We start from the raw sequence: 20,833 nt of genomic DNA on the forward strand, positions 1-20,833 counted from the left end.
GGCTTTGCCTACAAAATCCAAATTTTATCCTGACTATTCAGGGTTTGACACGCTGTCTACTCCCCCGACTACCAACACAATTTCGCCCTTGGGGGGATGTTCGGTATAGTGTTGGGCTAGCTCGGCCAATGTGCCGCGTCGGGTTTCTTCGTAGAGCTTGGTCAACTCTCGGGCTACGGCAGCGGGGCGACCCTCACCCCAAGCTTCGGCCAGTTGGCTGAGTGTTTTGACGAGCCGGTGGGGCGATTCATAAAAAACCATCGTGCGGGTCTCTGCCGCCAATAGTTGAATGCGGGTCTGCCGCCCTTTTTTGTGGGGCAAAAAGCCCTCAAATACAAACTTATCCGTAGGCAGCCCCGAATTGACCAAGGCCGGCACAAAAGCCGTCGCCCCGGGCAGGCATTCCACCCTGACATCAGCCTTGAGTGCCTCACGGACTAGTAAAAAGCCCGGGTCTGAAATAGCAGGCGTGCCCGCATCAGACACGAGCGCAATATTTTTGCCTTGCAGTAGCCGTGCCACCCACTGGCGCACCAGCTGGTGTTCGTTGTGGATATGATAACTCTGCAAAGGTTTTTGGATTTGATAATGCTTCAGCAGCACGCCCGTAGTGCGGGTGTCTTCGGCCAAAATCAGGTCTACCTCTTGCAAGATACGCACTGCGCGGTAGGTCATATCTTCCAAATTGCCGATAGGCGTAGGAACTAAGTATAGGGTAGGGGAAACAGGTGTTGTGCTCATCGTGATAAATAAAATTGTGTCGTATTAACCCAAGGTTGTTGTATGTGCAGAAAACCAGAGATACCCGGGTGTGTTCGTGTGTCAGATACCGATTCCTAGCCAAACCAGCAAAACGACCAGTCCTATATTGACCGCCCACCACATCAAGATTCCTGTGTTATTGGTTTGGGGGAATATATTTTCGTATAAGAACGTATCGAGTTGTTCGTAGAGCACCTGTCCGGGTTCATCGACTTTGTTTTGGCGGATGTCATCGGCCAAGGCTGTGAGCCATCGTTCTAGGGGAGCGAGTATAAAAACTAGTTTTATGGCTCTTTGCAAGGGGACAGGGAATCGGTTGACACTTTTCTTGAGTAGCTTGGGCAGCTGTAAGTGGCGCACCAGTGTTGTGCCGGTGGGGTTTTTGGTCGAAACACGCACTAGCTTGACTAGCTGCTCGGCAATCAACTGGCAAATATAGGCGAAAAATGGCTGAAGAGCGGCCTCATACAAAGAGCGTACGAGCGCCATCCGACCTTGGCAATAGGCTTGCCAACCTACATATCCTGTCGAGACTATCCCTACCAACACAATACCGACCAAGGAGGGAAAGGCCATCCAACCGAAACCTGACTGCCATACCTTGCTCAAGGCCCATATAAAGAGCAGCAAATTACTCAATACCATCCCCAAGACCAATATCAGCCAGCCAAACACCGTTCTCACAAATCTCAGCCCTTGTTGGCGAAAGCCCTGCCAATAGTGCAGTACGTGTTGTTTGAGGGCTTGTTTTTGAGGGCTTTCAGCTGCGGTGTCCATCATATTCGTTGTTTAGAGCTTAAGTTAATCGGCATCCTGCCGGACATTTTTGGAAAAGTAGCTCGGAGTTCCAGCTCCGAGATAGGCTGAGGCCTCATTTTTTTGGGGGGTAAAACGAGACTTCGCTTGCAGTTTTGATTGTGGGATTTGAAAAATGTCCAGTGCCTTGTTTAATCGGTATAAAAGTACAAAAAGTCTTCTATACCCCGAATCGAGCAGAGAAGACTGTTTGTGCTGTGTTGGAAGGGGGAATATTTTCGGGCTTCTCAGTAGCATAAGCTGGGCAAGGAAATGAAGCCTTGCAGGCATCAAAAAAATCCTTAATGACAGGCTCTCAAACCTATCACTAAGGATTTATGACAAAATTATGGAAGAGTCAATAATACAAAAATGCTTACTTTTTCTCTTCTTTTGCAGGTTCTTTGAAATCAAGCATTTCTACTTCAAATATCAACACTGCATTGGCGGGGATAGCACCACCTGCGCCATTAGGCCCATAAGCCAAGTGAGAAGGAATAAGGAAGGTTGCCTTTTCGCCTTTGGGCATTAGTGAGATACCTTCGTCCCAGCCGGGGATTACTGCACCTACACCCACAGGAAACTTGAAAGGCTCTTTGCGGTCTACTGATGAATCAAACTTAGTACCATTGAGCAACATTCCGGTATAGTGTACCGTTACTTCGCTGCCAATCTGGGGTTTGTCGCCGGCTCCAGCCTTTGTTTGTACATAATATAAGCCTGAGGCTTGTTTTTTGGCATCGAGTTTATTTTTCTCGATATATTCCATAATCAGCTTATCGTCAATAGCTTTTTGAGCGTCTGCTTTTGCGGTTTGTTCTTTTTCAAAAGTTTCGCGGTCTTGTGCTTTGGTAAGCTTGAAGATATATTTCAGTTTTGAGCCTTTGGGGATAAAAGGAGGGAGTTGTTGGCCTGTATATTTCTCCAAAGAATCTGCACTGGTAAGTACAAAAATGCTGTCGCCTAGGGCCATCATTGTAAAAATCTCCATCACATCGCCGGGATAGGCAGGAGTTTCTAAAGGAACCATAGTAGCAGGGCCTGATATTTTGTCACTGTTGAGCAAAGAGTCTTCTTTACCTTGTCTGACTACATACATAGCGTACTCAAAGTCGAGTAAATCGCCGATTTTGGCCTTGGTTGCTTTTTTATCCTTGGCAAATAGCACCCCTTCAAGTCCGCTTTCAGTGCTAAATTTTTCGCCTTTATTTTGGCCACAGCCATAGTTTACTAGAGTAGCTGCTGCCAAACAAGCAAACAGCGATATTCTTTTGAGATGCTTCATCACGTTGTACAAAGGGTGGGTAGTAATACGAAATTTAAGATAAGATGCCGCTATCGGCGGTGTAAAGTTAAGCTGTTTTATAAGATTTATCCCAAACTTTGCGCTGTTTTTGTTTGTGAGTCTTTCAGTCAGTGCTCGACCAGATATCCCAAGCCTTTTCTGCTTGCAGGTACAGCATTTCGAGCCCATTTTTAGTGGTAGCGCCTTGGGCTTGGCCTTTTTGTAAGAATAGAGTCAGCTCAGGGTTATAGACCAAGTCATAGAGCGCGAATTTGCTATGTAGGCGCTCATAAGGTAAATCAGGGCAAGTGTCAGTATGGGGATACATCCCTAGGGGAGTAGTGTTGATAAGGAGCGTGTATCGCTCAAAATCAGGCCAGGTAGCTAGCTGGGTATAACTGAGTGTTTCGGCTTGAGGCTGGCGTGATACAAGTCGATAGGTGATGCCTAGTGTTTTGAGAGCTGCTACCACAGCCTTAGCGGCACCTCCATTACCCAATATGAGGGCTTGGTGCTCAGAGTGAAAAGCCTCCCAATTTTGTAGCGATTGTAGGAAGCCGTAATAGTCACTGTTGTAGCCTATTTTGCGGCCATCAGCGGCAACAGCAATCACATTAACCGCCCCCACAAGCTCAGCAGAGGCATCGAGGACATCAAGATAGGGGATGACGGCGCTCTTGTAAGGGATGGTTACGTTGAGGCCGGCCAGTTGGGGGGTATTTTGTAAGAGCATTGGCAACTCAATGATTTCTGCCAGCTCAAACAACTCATACCGGGCATCTGTGATGTCCTCTTGAGCAAATTTTTTAGAAAAATAGTCTTTGGAAAAAGAGTGTTTGAGCGACTGCCCAATAAGTCCGTAGGTGCGCATATTGGTGGTTGGGCTAAGTTATTGGGCGCTTTGAGCACACCTAAAGCCTACATCAGCTCGCGAAACCTCTACGGGCAGCCCCATTCGCAGTGACGGGCGGAAGCTATGTCGAGGCTTGTTGGTGTCTATACCTCCCCTCAAAGCCATTGGCTGGTTAAGACGTTTGTTGTAATAAGCTTGTTGGCCGTAGGGGCGGTAGGCGTTATCACACCATTGCCACAGCTCGCCCTGCATCCCTTGTAGGTGGTAAATGTGGGCATTACGGGCGGCATATTCCCATTCAAACTCGGAGGGCAGGCGCTTGCCCAGCCATTGGGCATAGGCTCGAGCATCGTTCCAGCTGACTTGTGTAACAGGGGCTTCAGCGGGTGCTCGTTCTTTTTCGGGGCCGTAGGGATATTGCCAAGTAGCTAGGGCTACCTCTTGCCACTGGGCACTGCTGGAGTCATAGACCAGCCCATAGCCACGGCGCTCGGCATCTGTTTTGTAGCGGGTAACTTTGACAAACAGCCGAAACTCCGCCACCGTTACCGGGGCGAGGTCTATTTTGAAGTCGCCCACCCATTGCTCAAAAGCAGGTGCTTCGTTTTCAAAGCCCTGCATTTCGCCAATAGTAGTTTTGCCGGATTTGAGCAAGGTCATCTTATCGGCAGCTTGTGCCCAAGCGCCCAGCGCCGGTGTTAGGAACAGGGAACCAAAAAAAAGCAAAAATAGTCTCAAACTCATAACATCATAGCCAAAACAGTGGTATCATCTTTAGGGCGCTCGGCGCTTTGCTGATAGGCACGCAGGGCTTGCTCTAAGGCTTCTTTCTGTTTGGGTAAGGGCAAATTGGCCAACTCGCTTCGTAGCAATTCTTTAAACCAAGCCTTGCCTTTGTCGCCGTTGTGCTCATCCGTAAATCCATCAGAAGTAAGGTAGAGCAGGCTGCCGCGTTGTACCTCTATACAACGGTTATCAAAAGAAACCGTGGTATTGGGCAGCCCCACACTCTGTGCCGTTCCTTTGAGTTCGGTTACTTGTGAGTGTTGGACATAGTACAATGGGCGCTTCGCACCGGCAAAGGTAAGAATCATTTTGTTTTCGTCATAGTCCGCTTTTTCGAGCATACAGAGGCACAGGTCTATGTAGGCTGGAGCTTCGTGGGGTTGTTGGGCATTGATTTGCATCAGTCTTTGGTGCAGCTCTTCCAAAATTACCGCCGGGGAGTGGACTTGTTGTTGGCGGACGATTTCGTTGAGCAGGGCGCTGCCTGTGATACTCATCAGTGCTCCTGAAACACTCTGGCCGCTACAGTCGGCTACAGCAGCAAAAATTTTGTCGTTGGTGGCTGTCATCCAATAAAAATCACCAGAGACACTGGAGGCGGCTTGTCGGATTACAAAAAAATCATCGACATAATGCCGAATAAGCGCCGGCGCAGGCAATAGGGCTTGTTGGAAAACACCGACTTGCTCTAGGGTATGCCTGTATTGTAGGTTGGCTTCTTGGATTTGCTCTCGTTGGCGTTCGAGCCGCACTTGTTGTTGGTACAGTTGGTTATCTTTTTGTTGGAGGTGTTGGTGGTGGTCTATGGCTAACTGACGTTGGCGTACCATCATATAGCCCGAAGCAATCAACAGGCCTACGACACCAACCAAGGATAAGCCGACTATCGACCATAAGAGCCGCTTTTGTAAGGTGTCGGCGCTTTTCTGGGTTTCATATTGTTGTTGTTGTTGTTTCATTTCTAGGTTGAAGCGCGTGTTCATCTCCGTAACGACCGAGAGCCTTGTTTCGTGGAAAAGCGAATCATTGTAGCGCATAAATTGCTGGTAGGCTTGGAGTGCCTCTGCATCTTTTTTGTCTTTCTCAAAGCTCTTGGCCAAGAGGTAGAAGTTATTGCGCAGCAGCTCTTTGTCGCCGGTAGGGAGCGTAGCTTTGATAGACTGTTGGAAATAAGGAGTGGCCTTGTCGGGCTGCTCAGCGACCCAGTAGGCGCGCCCTAGATTATAGAGGGCTTGGGCGATGGCAAAAGACTCTCCCGATTTCTTAGCCAAGCTCAATCCTTCTTGATACAGAGCCAGGGCTTGATCCATATCCCGTCGACGTAGGTACAAGCCAGCCAAACGGTTGAGTGGTGAGAGCAGTTGGGCGTTGTTGGCCACGCGGCGGCCTGCAAGTACCGAACGCTCAAAATAGACTTGGGCGGAGTCGTAGCTGCTGATATCGTAGTAGGTCTCTCCAATGTGGTAGAGTGTGCGGCTCATCAGGCCTTGGTCTTGGAGTTTTTCGGCACTGCTAAGCGCATTGTTGAAGTAGCGCAGGGCTTGTTGTGGATGTTGATTGGCCACATAAACACTGCCGATATTGGTCATCGTTACAATAGTTCCTTCAGCTAGTTTGAGTTGTTTGTATAGCGAAAGGCTTTGGTGGTAATATTCCAATGCCAACTCATAATCGCCCATACGGAAATTGGTACTACCCAACTCATTGATGATTTTGGCCTTGAGGTCATCCTGATGCCTCTTGTCTTCTATAAGCTTAAAGCTGCGCCCATAGTAATGTAGCGCTTTGTGGTGGTCGTTATTATCAAAAAAATAATTCCCAATATGATACAGCGCCTGAGCCAACAGAATATCGTCTTGTAGTTGGCGGGCAATACGCAAACTTTTTTGGATATACTCATAAGAACGAGGCACATTGTTGAAGCGCTTGATACTGGCAATTTGGTTGAGCAGGCGGGCTTGTTGTGCGGGGTCTTCGGTACGAGCCAGACTGTGTTCTAGGCTATCGACAGGAGGGTCATTGTCAGGTAAAACCGCCAGACGTACCTGTGCTTGGGCGCTATTTGCCCCCACAAGTGTATATATGGCTAGCAATAATGCTATTGGAATCCACTTCATTGCGTTTGCAGAAAAAGAAGGTATGTTGAGTGTACTCCTTATTGCTAAGCAAATTTTGCACCGAACCGCTGGTGATGGGGTATTTTTTACAAAAAATAGGCCTGTAGGTTGAAGCCCCATAAGTTTTTTGTACAAAATCTATGACACACCACAAAGTTGTGTTTATTTTTACTATATTTGCAGCCCTAAACAGGCAGACGAGATCTGCGCATGTTTCACCTTTATTATTTTACAAATACGCAATGGCAGTAAAAATTCGTTTAGCGCGTAGAGGCCGCAAGAAAAAGCCTATGTACGACGTGATCGTAGCAGACGCGCGCGCACCACGTGATGGTCGCTTCATCGAAAAAATCGGTACTTATAACCCCAACACCAACCCGGCCAGCATCGAGCTCAACAATGACCTCGCGCTGAAGTGGTTGATTAATGGTGCTCAACCTACTAATACCGTTCGTGCGATGCTATCGTACCGTGGTGTTTTGTACAAGAAACACCTTCAAATCGGGGTTATCAAAGGGGCTATCACCCAAGAAGAAGCCGATACCCGTTTTGCCGCTTGGACGCAAGAGAAAGAATCTAAAATCGCAGGCAAAGTAACACGCTTGGCTCAAGAAAAAGAAGCCGCTGCCAAAGCTCGCCTCGAAGCCGAAGCCAAAGTAAGTGCTGCCCGCGCCGAAACGCTCCGCAAGAAGCAAGAAGAAGCTGAAGCTGCTGCTAAAGCCGCTGACGCTCCTGCCGAAGATGCACCCGCAGCTGAAAGCGACGCAACTCCCGAAGCTGAAGCCTAATCGCTCCTCCCTCTAGTAGAGGCGCTTTTTGCCACAGGCCGCTCCGGCGTTGCCTAGGTTATCGGATAAATCATCCCCATTCAATTCCCTAAAATACACATAGACCATGGCTAAGAAAGGCAACAGAGTTCAGGTGATTTTGGAATGTACAGAGCATAAAAACAGCGGAATGCCCGGCACTTCGCGCTACATCACTACCAAGAACCGTAAAAACACTACGGAGCGCTTGGAGTTGAAAAAGTACAACCCCATCCTGAAGAAATATACCGTTCATAAAGAAATCAAGTAATCCTATGGGTGGGCTAACCCCACCCGTTGGTTTCACCCCCTTAAACTTGTACAACAATGGCAAAGAAAACCGTCGCAACCCTAAAAGACCGTTCCGCCAAAGGATTCGCCAAAGTAATCCGTGCGGTAAAGTCGCCTGAAACCGGTGCGTACACCTTTGTAGAAGAAATCGTCGGCGTAGACGATGTTCCTAAGGTACTCGCCAAGAAATAAGCACCCAAAAGCTGTATATGGGACCTATTACCAATAATACGGCACAAAGTTTTTGTGAAAGAAGTCTTTAATCAAGGCTTCTTTTTTTGTATTATTGCTACATCAGCCAATGCCTAACCCCAAAGCACGTAGTTTCGGAGCTTCCCTTACCATATTATGGATGAGGCGGCAATCTTGAGGAACAACAAACAGCCTTCCAATCACTTCAATACACCTCCTCTATATCACACAAGCTCGGCTTGCACTAGCAGACAGCGGCATAACCCCGCATTACTTACTATTCAAAACTCATCACTCAAAACAACCGCCTTATGGGAATTTTCGGATTTTTCAACAAAGAAAAAAAAGAGTCGCTTGACAAAGGACTCGAAAAAACCAAAACTTCTTTCTTCAATAAGCTCGGCAAAGCCGTAGCCGGTAAGTCTAAGGTTGATGAGGAAGTACTCGATGAGCTAGAAGAAATCCTCATTAGCTCAGATGTTGGATTAGAAACTACTATCAAAATCATCGAGCGGATAGAAGAACGTGTAAAGCGTGATAAATACCTCGGCACTCAGGAGCTAGACCGTATCTTGCGCGAAGAAATAGCTGCCCTACTGACCGAAAACCAATCAGAAGACCAAACCGCCTTTGACCTCCCGCCCCAACACAAGCCCTATGTCATCATGGTGGTAGGGGTAAATGGGGTAGGCAAAACAACCACTATCGGGAAGCTGGCCGCGCAGTTTCATCAGGCCGGCAAAAAGGTAGTACTAGGAGCCGCCGACACCTTCAGAGCCGCTGCGGTAGACCAACTGGGCATCTGGGCCGAACGCGTAGGGGTGCCCCTAGTATCACACGGGATGAATACAGACCCTGCTTCGGTAGCCTTCGATGCTGTCAAAACTGCTGTCGACCAACAAGCAGATGTAGTCCTGATTGATACCGCTGGCCGACTACAGACCAAAATTCCGCTCATGAATGAGCTAAGCAAAATCCGTCGGGTGATGACCAAGGTAATCCCTGATGCGCCACACGAAGTCTTGCTCGTTTTGGATGGTAGCACCGGCCAGAATGCCATGGTGCAGGCCCGCGAATTTACCAAGGCTACTCAGGTCAGCGCTCTGGCCATTACCAAACTCGACGGCACAGCCAAGGGGGGGATTGTGATTGGCATCTCTGACCAGCTCCAAATACCTGTCAAATATATCGGGGTAGGAGAACGAATTCAAGATTTACAACTCTTTAATAGACAGGCTTTTGTAGCGTCTCTTTTTGAAAAAAACAACGACTAGGCTAAGAATAACTTGCAACGGTGTATCATAATAACCGCTATCTTGCGTTCATCAAGATGATTACCCAATCAAGATTGGTTTGGGAAATGCGTGTATTGAAAGGCCCTGATAATCAGGGAAATCAAATTAGTCTTGGTATAAAAATGTTGACTAGAAAAATTGCGAATGTAGCCTTTTTAGGCTTGTTTATGGCCTGCTTGAGCTTAGGCACAACAGCCTGCGAACCACGCCCAGGCGGCACCACCATCACCATCCGCAACCAAGGCGGGCAGAAAAACCCTCCGGGATGGAATAAAAACCCCAAAAACCCTCATCATCCAAACTCTACCAACCCGGGACACCATCGCCACAAACAAGGCCACCCGGGTAAGGGGAAAGGTAAGGGCAAAGGCCCCAAATAAGTAACAAAGGCCACTGGATAATGTCAGAAAAGAGATATGCAGTATCAGCTTCGGAATCATAAGAGACCTCATTTTGGTGCACTCATTCGTCGAGTACACGGAGCCTATCACAATATCCAGTGGCTTTACAATCAACCAGTTTAGAACAACTCCTTGACCGCCTTTTTGAGTACTTTTCCCATCGCATTGCGGGGTAGCTCCTCACAACAAGATAGTAATACTGGAATTTTGTAGGGCGCTAATTTAGTTTTGGCCCAATCTCGCAGCGCTTCTAAACTTAGTGTATCAGCTACCGAACGGGGTACATAGGCTACAGCAATGCGTTCGCCCATCGCTACGTCGGGTAGCCCTACTACTGCACAATCTGCAATGAGGGGGTGCTGTCGGAGTACTTCTTCTATTTCTAGGGCGGATATTTTGTATCCTCCAGACTTGATGATATCCGTACTCTTGCGTCCTAAGATACGATAATAGCCCTCTGCATCACGTTCGGCAATATCACCGGTCTGAAACCAGCCGTCAGGGGTAAAACTGGCAGCAGTAGCTTCTGGCTTTTGCCAATAGGCTACAAAAAGGCAAGGGCTTTGTACCTGAATTTCACCAGGCTCCCCCCAAGCTTCTATGGGTGTGCCTTGCTCATCGACGAGACGGACGCGAACCTCCGGCAAGGGCAAACCTACTGTGCCGGCCTTGCGAACTCCTTGCAATGGGTTGGACAAAGCCATTCCTATTTCTGTCATCCCATAGCGCTCTAGCAAGGTATGTCCGCTCAACTTCTCCCAAGCCTCTAAAACTTGTACGGGCAGCGCTGCTGAGCCAGACACCATCAAGCGCATCTGTCGGCAGGCTTGAGCAAAGGCCGTTTGTGCGGCTATGTCGGCTTCTGCGTGTGTGGCCAGCAAACGATGATATATGGTAGGGACAGCCATAAACAAGGTATAGCGCCCGCTACTCAGCGCTCGATACACGCTTTGAGCCTCAAATTTGGGCATCATAACTACCTGCGCCCCAACCCATAAGGCTGAACAAAGCACATTGATTAGCCCGTGGATGTGGTGTAGCGGCAAGGGCAACAAGATACAATCATCGGCCTGCCAAGCCCAAGCCGTTACCAAGGTCTGGATTTGTTTTGCGATAATCTGATGAGTGCTGACTACACCCTTGGGCTTACCTGTAGTGCCACTTGTATAAATCATCAGTGCAGGCGCTTGGGCGCTTACCTCGGGCAGGCTTGGCGGATGAAGCATAGGATTGCCTAACAAAGATTCAAAACTTAACAACTGAATGTCGGGATTTGCATCTTTGAGGGCTTCAAACTGTGCAAGTAGCGCGTCAGGCAAGATGAAATGATGAGCTTGACTGTCGGTTGCCAAATAAGTTATTTCGGGCAAAGGATAACTTGTACTGACTGGAACGGCGATACCCCCCGCCAACCAAATCCCCCACTGAGTGCTCACATAGGTTGCATCTGCCAATGCCCAATGTAGTACACACCCTCCCGGCTTAAGCCCTTGCGCGCAAAGTTGGTAAGCTATTTGTAGTGCTTCTGTGTACAGTGTGGCATAGGTATATTGCTGTTCGTTGCTATAAAGCGCTACGCGTTGTCCATAGGTGGAGACTCGCGCCAACAGAGGAATGTTTGAATCAAGCATAGATTTGAGTATCAGTGTGGTAAGTGAGATAAAAGTAACATACTTACACGACAAAAAGGGTTAAAAACAGCTTATATCCAAATAGATACACTCACAAAATACGTATCTGGCTTAAAAATCGGCAACCAATATACCGATAGCACCCAACACAGCGGCTTACACAATTTACTATATCGGGATAATGGTGCAAGGCGCATCACTCCTGTCAAATTTTGCTCCACATATCAGCCATATCAAAATTTGCTGTTGAACGTATAAGAAGTGCTCTCAAAATCGTATTGTACAAAAATTATCAATACTCATTATTTATGAAAGGAACGATTCTGAAATGTTTAGAAGAGATGGTCAAGACCAATTACGGCCATCAAGTATGGGAAGAATGCCTAAAAGCTTCCAATTTACCTGTTTTTCATATGTTTTCAATCACTGAAGACATCAACGAGAAGCTCTCTATAGACCTGTTTGTCAGAACTGCCGGGGTAGTCAAAAAAACTGTTCCCGAAATTTTTGATGAGTTCGGCATCCATTGGTCGTGTGTGTATGCACCAAGAATCTATGCCGCCTTTTATAAAGGAACACAAAGCACCAAGGAGATGGTGTTGAAGCTAGATTCTATCCATAATTTTATGACCCAGAGTATTGCCAATGCGCGCCCACCACGCTTTCAGTATGAATGGCTCAATGAGCGGGAGTTGCGACTGCGCTATAACTCTCAGCGTGGTTTGATTGATTTGTTCATCAGCTTGCTCAAAGGACTTGACCAACACTACAGCTGCAATACCAAGATAGACAAACGTTCGGAAGAGGAATTGGTCTTGGTTTTTGACTAGCACGGTGTCAACAACAGAGTCATCCTAAAGGTACACCACGACCAAGTTAGCCAATATTCAATTATAATACCCCAAAGAGTCATCCTGAGGTTTTCGGGGTGGCTTTTTTTGTTACTTTTAGGCACGCCATAGGCATTTATCTTGCTTGGCTTTGGCGGTAGTAAAAACGGTCAAATTCATAGAGCAGGGCGCTGAAGAGCATTTCGGCAACTACTCCTGCGCCGCGATTGGTGAAGTGTGTAAAATCTTTGGTTGCTAGGGGAGGGTCAGCATATACCCAGCTTGGCATGGCATTTTGCCCCCCCATCGCCTCATACAAATCCCAAAAAGGCAGACCTGCCCGAAAAGCAGCATTGCGCTGTGCATCACGTACTTGGGTGATATTGGGATACGAAATATAACGAGTCCCTTCTTTGAGCGACATATCTGATACTCCGACTACCAGCACGACCAAGTCCGGCGAAAGTTGTTTGAGAAACCGTAGTTGTTGGTAATACAATTCTTCAAAATAGCGGTAATCTTGTCGGATATAGGGCACTACATTGACCCCAAACTGTACGATGAGGCACTTGACACCCATTGTCTTGATTTGATGTTTGAGGCGCTCGGCATCCATCCTTGTAAACTCTGTTCCGGAGCTACCCCGCCAAGCGACATTATCCACATTGACCCCCGAGCGGCACTCCAGCCCAAAGGCGTAGATATCGGGAGAAACGCCGGACTTGGTTTCGAGGCGCAGCTCCAAAGGCTGCCATTTGAACTGTGCCAGCGGGTATTCGTAGGTGCCGTGGTAAGGCGCGGCTCCTACTTTGAGTGTTTGGGTTGCCGCGCCTTCTTGGAGGCTCAGCTCAAAAGGTTTGGGGCTGCGATAAAAAATGCGGAGTATTTCGGCTTCCTGAGCCAGCTCGAAAGCCAAGCGAGAGGGGTTGAGGCGTAGCGTGGCCGATGGTGGGTCAAATCGGAACACTCCCCCCCACAACCCTACTTCTTTACTGCTATTGCGCGCACTGAGCAGGGTATAGGCACGCCAGTCCGTACTGTGTTCTTGGGCTAGGGTGAGGCGCGAGGGTTGGGTCATTGGAAAGAGCGCACCCGTGCCACAACCTCCAAAGCGCTCTTGTAGCTTTTGGCGCAAAGCCGAGGTAATACGGTCGCCTTCGAGTTGAGAATCCCCAAAATGGATTAGCCTTACCGAGCGCTCCTCGTAGCTCAGCGCCAACAAAGCGCGCATCAAGGGCTGGAGTAAAGTATCTGGGGTATTGGGGGGAAACTGTATCCTTTGTTGTTTGGAGAGCGCTTTTTCATCAAAAACGTAGGCACCGCCGGGTGCTAGGCTGTCTGTTGGGGCTTTGCCGGGCGAGACTTCTACTTCAAAGCTGGTATTGCCCTCTGGGGTACGCAAAGCACTGACTTGGCGGCGGCGCGGGCTCTCAAATCGTTCACGAATATCAGTGATATCGGCGTAGTGGTCGCGTGGGGTGGCCCACACATCTTTCCAGCTGGGGATATGAATCAGCTCTGCGTCGGTAAGTGGCAGTGTTTGGGGCAAAACCCAGCCTAATATCGCCAAAAAAGCCAATACATACGCAAAAAGCCAAAAGCCGCGTATGGGGGGGATGAGTTTGAAGCCATAATACCGCATTGCTAACAGGGGTTATTCGGCAGAGGGCTCGGCGGCTGTTGCCGGTTGGTGGCTTTCTATCACAGGTAGTAGCGCCAAATGCTCTTCGCGTTGCAAAAGCCCAGTATCAAGTTGAGGGAGCAAGAAGTGCATCAAATCTGCCAGACAGCTGATGCGCCCATCGGTGGGGAAGTATTTGTTGACCACAATCAGGCGCTTGCTCTTGAGGATGCAGTAACCTGATTTGAAATTCCCTTTTTCATAACGCACCATGTAGCCCATTTCGGCAAACATTTCTTCTAGGGTGCTCAGGGTACTTTTGTTGTATTTGAGTTTGCTCATAAACACAGAATCAATCGAGAACACAAGGGACAATGGCCTCTTTTTATACAAATTTAAAGAACTTTTGTGGCTTGCCCAACCTAGCGCAGCCCGAGCATGTATGTATGGAGACCTTTGGTGAGGAGGAAAACATACGGTTATGCACCCACTTGCCCCGAAAAGAAGACAAAGAAACTAATCATCATCAACATTATCAACACAAAATATGACACAAAGAACAGCCCTATGGCTAGTATAGCGCGTAACAGCCTTCCCGGCCAAGCCTGCCCAAGTAGCCACTGACAGATTCCAGAGGTAGAGAGGGAGGCGTAAGATGCCTAAAATAGCGGTTTGCGACGACATATACGCATTGAAAACCCAGTGTTCGGCATAGTTTAGCCCCTCTCTGCGAAACAAAAACCAAGAGAAAAAGGCAATAAACGGCTGGCCGAATTGAGCAGCTCCCCAAAACATATTCTAGCAGCATTACTCTTTTGGCCACAGCTGTGGCAATAATCGCCAATGAGTATTGTTTGGCAATTTTCACATTCCATAAAATGTCATTTTTAGTGATTTTAGCCCATTGTGCGCAATAATCTTGCCGTGAGGCTAAAAAAACCGTTCTGCTAGCTGTTGAATGTGTTTGACCCCTATGGGTTTGGTGAGATAATCTAAAATCAGAGGATATTTCTTGGCCTTTTCCATATCTTGTTCGTTGGACGACGAAGAGAGGATAAAGAGGCGGATGTCGGCCACAGGCTTGCCCAGTTTTTGGTAGGCTTCCATAAACTCCCAGCCGTTCATTACGGGCATATTGATATCCAATAAGATAAGAGAGGGGAGCATGTCGGATGTTTGTAACGCTTGTGTGATGTTCGCCAGTGCCTTGGTGGCTTCTTCAAACAAAACGACCTCTTCTATCAATCCAGATTTCTCTAGAATTTTCTTACACAAAAAATTATTGATGGTGTCATCATCAATAAGGTACGCTCTACGGATTTTTTTTGCGGACATATTACTTGACCTCAGGGTTTGGTGAATCATTTGATTGACATCTACTCTATACAGTAAACGAAGCTTTTTGAGGTTTAGTTGAATTTTTTGGACGTTTGGTCGAAAACTGGGAACTTTTTATTACAGACTTTTGGCGAATTATCCACAAAACTACACATTTGCTCCCAATATGCAAGATACGAAAAAGTAATGTGTGAAAGATAGGTTTTTGCCCTTGAGTTTGTTGGCAAATCTTACTACTGTGTGCCAAACAGCCTGCCAAACCGCACATATAGGATGTTCTTGTGGTTATCTGTCGCAAATAGGATGGTTGGGCAAACTATTTGGAAAACTGGCTTGTTATTTTAACAAAATAGTGTTTCCTACCAAGGTATACTTGATTCACAGATTCACTAGATTTGATTATACGATGATTTTCAAGTCATCAGTTTCTCAGACAAACTTCTATTGAGTATACATTCAACTCACCTCTATACATAATGGTTTACACATCGTTACGCAGCTTTTGTTGGTGTTTATTTTTGGGTTTTTTTATGGTCTCTGGACTAACAAACAAATTGCAAGCCCAAGCAGATACGCCTATTTCGGTCATTCATTTTGACGAACTTGACGCACTGATGGCCATCGAAGACGACACACTTCGGGTAATCAACTTCTGGGCTACTTGGTGTGCGCCTTGTGTCAAGGAGCTGCCTTATTTTGAGCAATTGGGGACTACCTATGCCAACAAAGCGCTCAAGGTATATCTAATCAGCCTGGACGATGTAGAAAAGCTCGACCGTGTAACGGCTTTTAGGAGCAAGCGCCAACTCCAACAGCAAGTACTATTGCTTGATGAGGTAGATTACAACGCTTGGATTAACCGCCAACTGCCCGATTGGTCAGGAGCCATTCCGGCGACGGTAATCCTACAAAACACACCTGCGTCGAACCATAAGCCGCTCCGCTTTTTCCACGAAGGCGAATTAGACTATGCGGCTCTAGAGCGTATCGTCAAGCCCAGACTCTAATCACTATCTAGCAGCATTTACTACCTTTATCCATAGTTTATTTACTCCCAAACAGATTCTCTTATGAAAAAAGTACTCTTTGGTTTTATGGCTACAGCGCTGGTAGCGGCTGTAGTGTTGTTAAGCAGCGCCCGTAGCAACGATGGCTATAAAATAGGTGACAAAGCCCGCGACTTCAAACTCAAAAACGTAGATGGCAAGATGGTCTCTTTGGCTGATTATAAAGATGCGAAAGGCGTAATTCTTATCTTCAGCTGCAACCACTGCCCCTATGTTGTTGCATATGAAGACCGTATGATTGCGCTACACAACAAGTACGCTGCCCAAGGCTTCCCTGTCGTAACTATCAACCCCAACGATCCTGTGAAGCAGCCAGAAGATTCGTTTGAGAAAATGCAACAGCGCGCCAAAGACAAAGGCTTCCCCTTTGCCTATCTCTTGGATGAGACCCAAGAAATTGCTCGTACTTATGGCGCAACCAAAACCCCACACGTATTCTTGTTGAAGAAAAAAGACAATGATTTTGTGGTCAAGTATATTGGTGCTATCGACAACAACCACAAAGATCCCAACGCCGTTACCGAAAAGTATGTAGAGCAAGCCGTAGACGCGCTCCTCGGCGGCCAAAAAGTAAACACCAACACTACCAAGGCTATTGGCTGTACCATCAAGTGGCGTGAGATGTAATCTCATTAGACAAACGCTTATTCCCTCCTTGCAAAGCGCCTACTTTGCAAGGATTTTTCGTAACTTGTGAGCCTAATTGAATTGCTTTGTATGAGATGTGAGTATGAATTATGGAATACACACGATATGAACAAACAATGATGGGCTAGCGGCCTAGTTCACGTCTCATCGACTCATCATCATCCATCACTCATAACTCTTCGTTATCTATGCAAACCATACGCATCTTTATTCTTGCCTCCTTGGCCTGGCTTCAGGTCTCCGGCTTGGCTATGGCCCAAGACCAAGCGTTGCCTGTAATGAGCTTCGAGCAAATTGTCCATGATTTTGGCCAAATTCGCGAAGAAGGTGGCGCAGTAGTATACCAGTTTGACTTCATCAATACCGGTAGCGCACCACTTCGGATTGATAGTGTGCAGGCCTCTTGTGGCTGTACTACGCCTGACTGGAGCCGCGAGCCCATTGCGCCCGGGGAACGGGGGTATATCATTGCCAAGTATGACCCGCTTTACCGTCCGGGCAAGTTTACCAAGTCAATGACGGTGTATAGCAATACCGCCCAACGGATGCACGCTCTCATTATTGAAGGAGAGGTGTTGCCGCGCCAACTGACTGTAGCTGATACGCTACCTACTAAGCTGGGTGTATTGCGTATGCGCTACCAAAGTTTCAACATGGGGCGCATTACTACCCAAGCGCCGGCTACTCAGAGCTTCGATATTTATAATGATGACCCCGAGCACGCTCTCCACTTTCAGCCTGCCGAAACCCCCCCACACATACAGATACGCTTTGAGCCGGCAGTACTCCAGCCCAAAAGCTTTGGCAAGATGCTGATTAGTTATGATGCTAAAGCGCGCAATGACTATGGCTACCTCTTCGAACAAGTAGGCATTAGCTGGCTCTATAATGCCCGCATCAGTAATCAAGGAGTATACATTGTGGCCGATATTCAGGAATATTTCCCCCCAATGACCGATGAGGAAATGGCCAAAGCTCCGCATATCGAATTGGCCAAAACCGACCACGACTTTGGCACGCTCAAAGACGGTGAAAGCGCTACCACGCAGTTTGTGTTTACCAATACTGGTCAAAGTCCGCTCTACATCCGCCGCGCCAAAGCCTCTTGTGGTTGTACGGCTACCCAGCCCGACAAAGATGTGCTCCAGCCCGGTGAGAGTAGCTTTATCCAGGTTACTTATAGCGCTTCTGGTACAGGGCTCCAACAAAAAACGGTCAATATCTATTCTAATGACCCCAAAAACCCCAACCAAGAAATCGTGATTCGCGCCAATGTGAGTCAGTAAGATTTGTTTTTTTTGTGCCAAGATAGACTTGATTTAAAAGCTTCTTGGTACTCAAGGATTTTCGGCGCATCCATTTCCCAAATCTATTTTGATTGGGTATGCGCTTCAGACCACTGGGCAACTGTCAAAGCCGATACTCAAAACGGTGGGTGAAGCCTGCCCAAAGCCCTCATTTTGTGCCAAAATAAGGGCTTGTGTTGTCCCGGAGCTGAAGCTCCGGGCTACTTTCTAAAATTGTCCAGTGGTGTGTCTATACGCTTTTTCTCCTACTGCCAACACCACAGCTCTCGGACAAACCCATACGCCCCTTGCTCCCATGCCTAGCCCCGAACGCATCACCCGCTTTGTAGACGTAATCATCCCGTTGCGTGTGCCCAATACCTATACTTACCGCTTACCAGTAGAGTTGAATGACAAAATTTGTGTGGGCGCACGGGTCATCGTGCAGTTTGGCCGTAGCAAGGTGCTGACGGCAGTCGTGCAACGCATTCACGAGCAAGCCCCCGCCAACTATCAGGCCAAGTATGTACTTGATTTGCTCGACGAATACCCACTGGTTACAGAAGCACAGCTCCGACTTTTTGCGTGGATCGCTGAGTACTATATGTGTACCCTTGGGGAGGTGTTGATGGTGGCGCTGCCTTCGGGGCTCAAGATTACGAGTATGTCGCGCATCCAGCGCCACCCCAGTACCGATGCGAGCCAGTTTACGCTTAGCGCCAAAGAAGAACAGTTGTTACAAGCCCTAGAACACAGCTCTTCGCTGACATATGAAGAGGCTGCGCAAATATTGGAGGTGAAAAATGTCTATAATCTTATCAAGTCGCTGATTCATAAAGACTTAATTATCGTGTATGAAGAGCTAAAGGACAGCTACCAGCCCAAGCGCCTCAAAAAGATACGCCTCCACGCCGACTATGCCTCCCAAGAGGCGATGCAGGCCCTATTGACAGCCCTAAGCGACCAACCGCGTAAGGTCAAGCAACTTGATGCGCTGATGTATTATATCCAGACGGCTGACTGCCTACGCCACCCGGCAAAAAACCAAGATGGCCTTGAGAAGCAAATACTCACGGAGCAAGGCGGTATTTCGCAAGCGGTGCTGAAGGCCTTGCGCGAGCAAGAGATTTTGGAGGAATTTGAAGTCAATATCTCCCGTTTTGAGGAGTTGTTGCCCACGGCTTCTATTGATAACTTACAGCTTTCGGAGGCGCAAACCCGTGCATACCAAGAGCTGCACCAGCAAATCAGCCAACATACCATTACCTTGTTACACGGCGTGACGGGCAGCGGCAAAACCGAAATCTACATCCGCCTCATTCAGGATGTGCTCAACAGTGGGGCGCAAGTACTCTTCTTGTTGCCCGAAATCGCCCTGACTACCCAGATTGTTGCCCGCTTGCAGCGCTTTTTTGGCTCTTCGATGGGTGTTTATCACTCTCGTTTTTCAGACAATGAGCGCGTAGAGGTATGGCAGGGCATTGTATCGGGCAAATATTCGTTTGTGGTGGGGGTACGCTCCGCCGTATTTCTACCCTTCGACAACCTAGGGCTGATTATCGTTGATGAAGAACACGAGCCCTCGTACAAACAATATGACCCCGCACCCCGCTACCACGCCCGCGATGTGGCGACAGTCATCGCCCAACAACAGGGCTGTAAAGTACTTTTTGGCTCGGCTACGCCTTCTATCGAAACTTATTACCAAGCCTCCCACGGCAAATATGGCCTTGTAAGCCTCAGCGAACGCTACGGGGAGGCGCAGTTGCCCTTTATCGTGCTTTCGGATATGAGAGAAGAGCGCCGCGCCAAGACTATCCAGCAGCATTTTGGGCAACAACTGCTAGGGCAAATGCAGGAAGCCCTAGGCAGACAAGACCAAATCATCCTCTTCCAAAACAGGCGTGGCTATGCCCCTTTTGTGATGTGCCGTACCTGTAGCTGGGTGCCCAAATGCCCCAACTGCGATGTCAGTCTTACCCTACACCTCCATAGCCAAGAACTGCGCTGCCACTATTGTGGGCATCAGGCCGCACCCATACGCTCGTGCCAAGCCTGTGGTGCGCAGGATATCGAAACGGTAGGCCACGGTACCGAAAAAATAGAAGAAAGCCTCAAAAGCCTGTTGCCCCAAGCCAAGGTAGCCCGTATGGACTTAGACACTACCCGCCGAAAGAGTAGCTACCAGCGTATTTTGCAAGAGTTTGAAGCCCGACAAATCGATATCCTCGTAGGAACACAGATGATCAGCAAGGGGCTTGACTTTGACCATGTCAGCCTGGTGGGTATTTTTGATATCGATAGGATGATGCACTTTCCTGACTTCCGAGCTAACGAACGGGCGTATCAAATTATGACTCAAGTAAGTGGGCGCGCAGGGCGCAAACATAAGGCTGGCCTCGTTATTATCCAAACCTATGACGCGACGCAGCCTCTGTTCAGCCTCGTACAACAAAACGACTATCTGGGGCTCTATCACCGAGAGATAGAAGAGCGAGAGAAGTTTCACTATCCTCCTTTTAGCCGGCTCATCCAGATTACCCTCCGACATCCCGAAGCGCACCTGTGCGAAGCCGCCGCTAGAGAGCTCAAAACACTATTAGCTAGGCGGCTGGGGGAGCGTTTGCTAGGTCCCGAAAAGCCGCTTATTGGCCGTATTCGCAACAAATACCTCTACCATCTTATCATCAAGATAGAGCGCCAACATCCACAGATGAAAGCCATCAAGGCCTTTATTCAAGAGCAATGCGACAAGTTGTTGTTGCGCAAAGAATATCGTCAGTTAGATATTCTGCCTGATGTAGACCCTGTATGAGACCCCAAAAAGAT

At 48.0% G+C, this 20,833-nt stretch carries 21 protein-coding genes; 10 read left to right on the forward strand and 11 right to left on the reverse strand.

Translation table 11 applies throughout. From position 1 onward, the window contains the following. Nucleotides 1-33: 33 nt before the first annotated feature. From rsmI to G499_RS0110620, 6 genes are all read right to left on the reverse strand, one after another. Complete coding sequence (gene rsmI / locus G499_RS0110590; protein WP_026999925.1) at nt 34-741, reverse strand: 16S rRNA (cytidine(1402)-2'-O)-methyltransferase; 708 nt, start codon at nt 739-741, stop codon at nt 34-36. Nucleotides 742-822: 81 nt separating this feature from the next. Next, nucleotides 823-1,542, reverse strand: coding sequence for a hypothetical protein (locus G499_RS0110595; RefSeq protein ID WP_154658406.1), 720 nt, complete (start codon nt 1,540-1,542; stop codon nt 823-825). A gap of 391 nt (nt 1,543-1,933) precedes the next feature. Next, nucleotides 1,934-2,842, reverse strand: coding sequence for an FKBP-type peptidyl-prolyl cis-trans isomerase (locus G499_RS19595; RefSeq protein ID WP_051296165.1), 909 nt, complete (start codon nt 2,840-2,842; stop codon nt 1,934-1,936). A gap of 124 nt (nt 2,843-2,966) precedes the next feature. Beyond that, complete coding sequence (locus tag G499_RS0110610) at nt 2,967-3,713, reverse strand: shikimate dehydrogenase family protein (protein ID WP_026999928.1); 747 nt, start codon at nt 3,711-3,713, stop codon at nt 2,967-2,969. Between the two features lie 18 nt (nt 3,714-3,731). After that, a complete protein-coding gene (locus G499_RS21170; RefSeq protein WP_051296166.1) occupies nt 3,732-4,439 on the reverse strand; it encodes a formylglycine-generating enzyme family protein in 708 nt (235 codons plus the stop codon). Next, on the reverse strand, nt 4,436-6,598 hold the full coding sequence (locus G499_RS0110620; RefSeq protein WP_161627735.1) for a tetratricopeptide repeat protein: 2,163 nt from the start codon (nt 6,596-6,598) through the stop codon (nt 4,436-4,438). The genes G499_RS21170 and G499_RS0110620 overlap by 4 nt, the downstream gene beginning before the upstream one ends. 242 nt (nt 6,599-6,840) lie before the next feature. Here G499_RS0110620 and G499_RS0110630 point away from each other — a divergent pair, with 242 nt between their 5' ends. The 5 genes from G499_RS0110630 (at nt 6,841) to G499_RS22090 (ending at nt 9,562) form a co-directional block, all read left to right on the forward strand. After that, a complete protein-coding gene (locus G499_RS0110630; RefSeq protein ID WP_026999930.1) occupies nt 6,841-7,386 on the forward strand; it encodes a 30S ribosomal protein S16 in 546 nt (181 codons plus the stop codon). A gap of 106 nt (nt 7,387-7,492) precedes the next feature. Continuing rightward, on the forward strand, nt 7,493-7,675 hold the full coding sequence (gene rpmG / locus G499_RS0110640) for a 50S ribosomal protein L33 (protein WP_026999931.1): 183 nt from the start codon (nt 7,493-7,495) through the stop codon (nt 7,673-7,675). Between the two features lie 56 nt (nt 7,676-7,731). Continuing rightward, the gene (locus tag G499_RS21505; protein ID WP_081413761.1) at nt 7,732-7,887 is read left to right on the forward strand and encodes a DUF4295 domain-containing protein; all 156 of its coding nucleotides are present in this window, start codon (nt 7,732-7,734) and stop codon (nt 7,885-7,887) included. Nucleotides 7,888-8,198: 311 nt separating this feature from the next. Continuing rightward, nucleotides 8,199-9,161 carry a signal recognition particle-docking protein FtsY gene (gene ftsY / locus G499_RS0110650; protein WP_026999932.1) on the forward strand — a complete coding sequence of 321 codons (963 nt, stop codon included), beginning with the start codon at nt 8,199-8,201 and terminating at the stop codon, nt 9,159-9,161. Nucleotides 9,162-9,304: 143 nt separating this feature from the next. After that, nucleotides 9,305-9,562, forward strand: coding sequence for a hypothetical protein (locus tag G499_RS22090; RefSeq protein WP_154658407.1), 258 nt, complete (start codon nt 9,305-9,307; stop codon nt 9,560-9,562). 140 nt (nt 9,563-9,702) lie between these two features. Here the strand turns inward: G499_RS22090 and G499_RS0110660 are convergent, their stop codons facing one another. After that, a complete protein-coding gene (locus tag G499_RS0110660) occupies nt 9,703-11,214 on the reverse strand; it encodes an acyl-CoA synthetase (RefSeq protein ID WP_035727257.1) in 1,512 nt (503 codons plus the stop codon). 308 nt (nt 11,215-11,522) lie between these two features. Between G499_RS0110660 and G499_RS0110665 the strand changes: the two genes are divergently transcribed. Further along, nucleotides 11,523-12,044 carry a heme NO-binding domain-containing protein gene (locus G499_RS0110665; RefSeq protein ID WP_026999935.1) on the forward strand — a complete coding sequence of 174 codons (522 nt, stop codon included), beginning with the start codon at nt 11,523-11,525 and terminating at the stop codon, nt 12,042-12,044. A 136-nt stretch (nt 12,045-12,180) separates the two neighbouring features. Here the strand turns inward: G499_RS0110665 and G499_RS0110670 are convergent, their stop codons facing one another. The 4 genes from G499_RS0110670 to G499_RS0110685 all read right to left on the reverse strand — a co-directional run bounded on the left by G499_RS0110670 (nt 12,181) and on the right by G499_RS0110685 (nt 15,000). Beyond that, nucleotides 12,181-13,686: an SGNH/GDSL hydrolase family protein gene (locus tag G499_RS0110670; protein WP_026999936.1), complete on the reverse strand. Its 1,506-nt coding sequence runs from the start codon at nt 13,684-13,686 to the stop codon at nt 12,181-12,183. 12 nt (nt 13,687-13,698) lie between these two features. Beyond that, a complete protein-coding gene (locus tag G499_RS21175; RefSeq protein ID WP_154658408.1) occupies nt 13,699-14,007 on the reverse strand; it encodes a hypothetical protein in 309 nt (102 codons plus the stop codon). Nucleotides 14,008-14,181: 174 nt separating this feature from the next. After that, the gene (locus G499_RS0110680) at nt 14,182-14,460 is read right to left on the reverse strand and encodes a hypothetical protein (protein WP_026999937.1); all 279 of its coding nucleotides are present in this window, start codon (nt 14,458-14,460) and stop codon (nt 14,182-14,184) included. A gap of 135 nt (nt 14,461-14,595) precedes the next feature. After that, entirely contained in the window at nt 14,596-15,000 is a 405-nt protein-coding gene (locus G499_RS0110685) for a response regulator (protein ID WP_026999938.1), read from the reverse strand. A gap of 557 nt (nt 15,001-15,557) precedes the next feature. Here G499_RS0110685 and G499_RS19610 point away from each other — a divergent pair. From G499_RS19610 to priA, 4 genes are all read left to right on the forward strand, one after another. Then, nucleotides 15,558-16,010 carry a TlpA family protein disulfide reductase gene (locus G499_RS19610; protein WP_051296168.1) on the forward strand — a complete coding sequence of 151 codons (453 nt, stop codon included), beginning with the start codon at nt 15,558-15,560 and terminating at the stop codon, nt 16,008-16,010. A 63-nt stretch (nt 16,011-16,073) separates the two neighbouring features. Then, nucleotides 16,074-16,697 (forward strand): thioredoxin family protein, encoded by a 624-nt coding sequence (locus G499_RS0110695; protein ID WP_026999939.1) that lies wholly within the window; start codon nt 16,074-16,076, stop codon nt 16,695-16,697. 209 nt (nt 16,698-16,906) lie between these two features. Beyond that, on the forward strand, nt 16,907-18,004 hold the full coding sequence (locus G499_RS0110700) for a DUF1573 domain-containing protein (protein ID WP_026999940.1): 1,098 nt from the start codon (nt 16,907-16,909) through the stop codon (nt 18,002-18,004). Between the two features lie 316 nt (nt 18,005-18,320). Next, nucleotides 18,321-20,819: a replication restart helicase PriA gene (gene priA, locus G499_RS0110705; RefSeq protein ID WP_026999941.1), complete on the forward strand. Its 2,499-nt coding sequence runs from the start codon at nt 18,321-18,323 to the stop codon at nt 20,817-20,819. Nucleotides 20,820-20,833: the final 14 nt, after the last annotated feature.

The organism is Eisenibacter elegans DSM 3317 (assembly GCF_000430505.1).
GTDB classification, from domain to species: domain Bacteria; phylum Bacteroidota; class Bacteroidia; order Cytophagales; family Microscillaceae; genus Eisenibacter; species Eisenibacter elegans.

What these genes read in the sequence shown, in the direction of transcription:
- rpmG (WP_026999931.1), top strand. Translation starts at nt 7,493, where the DNA reads ATGGCTAAGAAAGGCAACAGAGTTCAGGTGATTTTGGAATGTACAGAG.
- G499_RS0110620 (WP_161627735.1), bottom strand. Translation starts at nt 6,598, where the DNA reads ATGAAGTGGATTCCAATAGCATTATTGCTAGCCATATATACACTTGTG.
- G499_RS22090 (WP_154658407.1), top strand. Translation starts at nt 9,305, where the DNA reads ATGTTGACTAGAAAAATTGCGAATGTAGCCTTTTTAGGCTTGTTTATG.
- G499_RS0110670 (WP_026999936.1), bottom strand. Translation starts at nt 13,686, where the DNA reads ATGCGGTATTATGGCTTCAAACTCATCCCCCCCATACGCGGCTTTTGG.
- rsmI (WP_026999925.1), bottom strand. Translation starts at nt 741, where the DNA reads ATGAGCACAACACCTGTTTCCCCTACCCTATACTTAGTTCCTACGCCT.
- G499_RS21175 (WP_154658408.1), bottom strand. Translation starts at nt 14,007, where the DNA reads ATGAGCAAACTCAAATACAACAAAAGTACCCTGAGCACCCTAGAAGAA.
- G499_RS0110700 (WP_026999940.1), top strand. Translation starts at nt 16,907, where the DNA reads ATGCAAACCATACGCATCTTTATTCTTGCCTCCTTGGCCTGGCTTCAG.
- G499_RS0110595 (WP_154658406.1), bottom strand. Translation starts at nt 1,542, where the DNA reads ATGATGGACACCGCAGCTGAAAGCCCTCAAAAACAAGCCCTCAAACAA.
- G499_RS0110660 (WP_035727257.1), bottom strand. Translation starts at nt 11,214, where the DNA reads ATGCTTGATTCAAACATTCCTCTGTTGGCGCGAGTCTCCACCTATGGA.
- G499_RS0110695 (WP_026999939.1), top strand. Translation starts at nt 16,074, where the DNA reads ATGAAAAAAGTACTCTTTGGTTTTATGGCTACAGCGCTGGTAGCGGCT.
- G499_RS0110685 (WP_026999938.1), bottom strand. Translation starts at nt 15,000, where the DNA reads ATGTCCGCAAAAAAAATCCGTAGAGCGTACCTTATTGATGATGACACC.
- G499_RS0110610 (WP_026999928.1), bottom strand. Translation starts at nt 3,713, where the DNA reads ATGCGCACCTACGGACTTATTGGGCAGTCGCTCAAACACTCTTTTTCC.
- G499_RS0110680 (WP_026999937.1), bottom strand. Translation starts at nt 14,460, where the DNA reads ATGTTTTGGGGAGCTGCTCAATTCGGCCAGCCGTTTATTGCCTTTTTC.
- G499_RS21505 (WP_081413761.1), top strand. Translation starts at nt 7,732, where the DNA reads ATGGCAAAGAAAACCGTCGCAACCCTAAAAGACCGTTCCGCCAAAGGA.
- G499_RS19595 (WP_051296165.1), bottom strand. Translation starts at nt 2,842, where the DNA reads ATGAAGCATCTCAAAAGAATATCGCTGTTTGCTTGTTTGGCAGCAGCT.
- G499_RS0110630 (WP_026999930.1), top strand. Translation starts at nt 6,841, where the DNA reads ATGGCAGTAAAAATTCGTTTAGCGCGTAGAGGCCGCAAGAAAAAGCCT.
- priA (WP_026999941.1), top strand. Translation starts at nt 18,321, where the DNA reads ATGCCTAGCCCCGAACGCATCACCCGCTTTGTAGACGTAATCATCCCG.
- G499_RS21170 (WP_051296166.1), bottom strand. Translation starts at nt 4,439, where the DNA reads ATGAGTTTGAGACTATTTTTGCTTTTTTTTGGTTCCCTGTTCCTAACA.
- G499_RS0110665 (WP_026999935.1), top strand. Translation starts at nt 11,523, where the DNA reads ATGAAAGGAACGATTCTGAAATGTTTAGAAGAGATGGTCAAGACCAAT.
- ftsY (WP_026999932.1), top strand. Translation starts at nt 8,199, where the DNA reads ATGGGAATTTTCGGATTTTTCAACAAAGAAAAAAAAGAGTCGCTTGAC.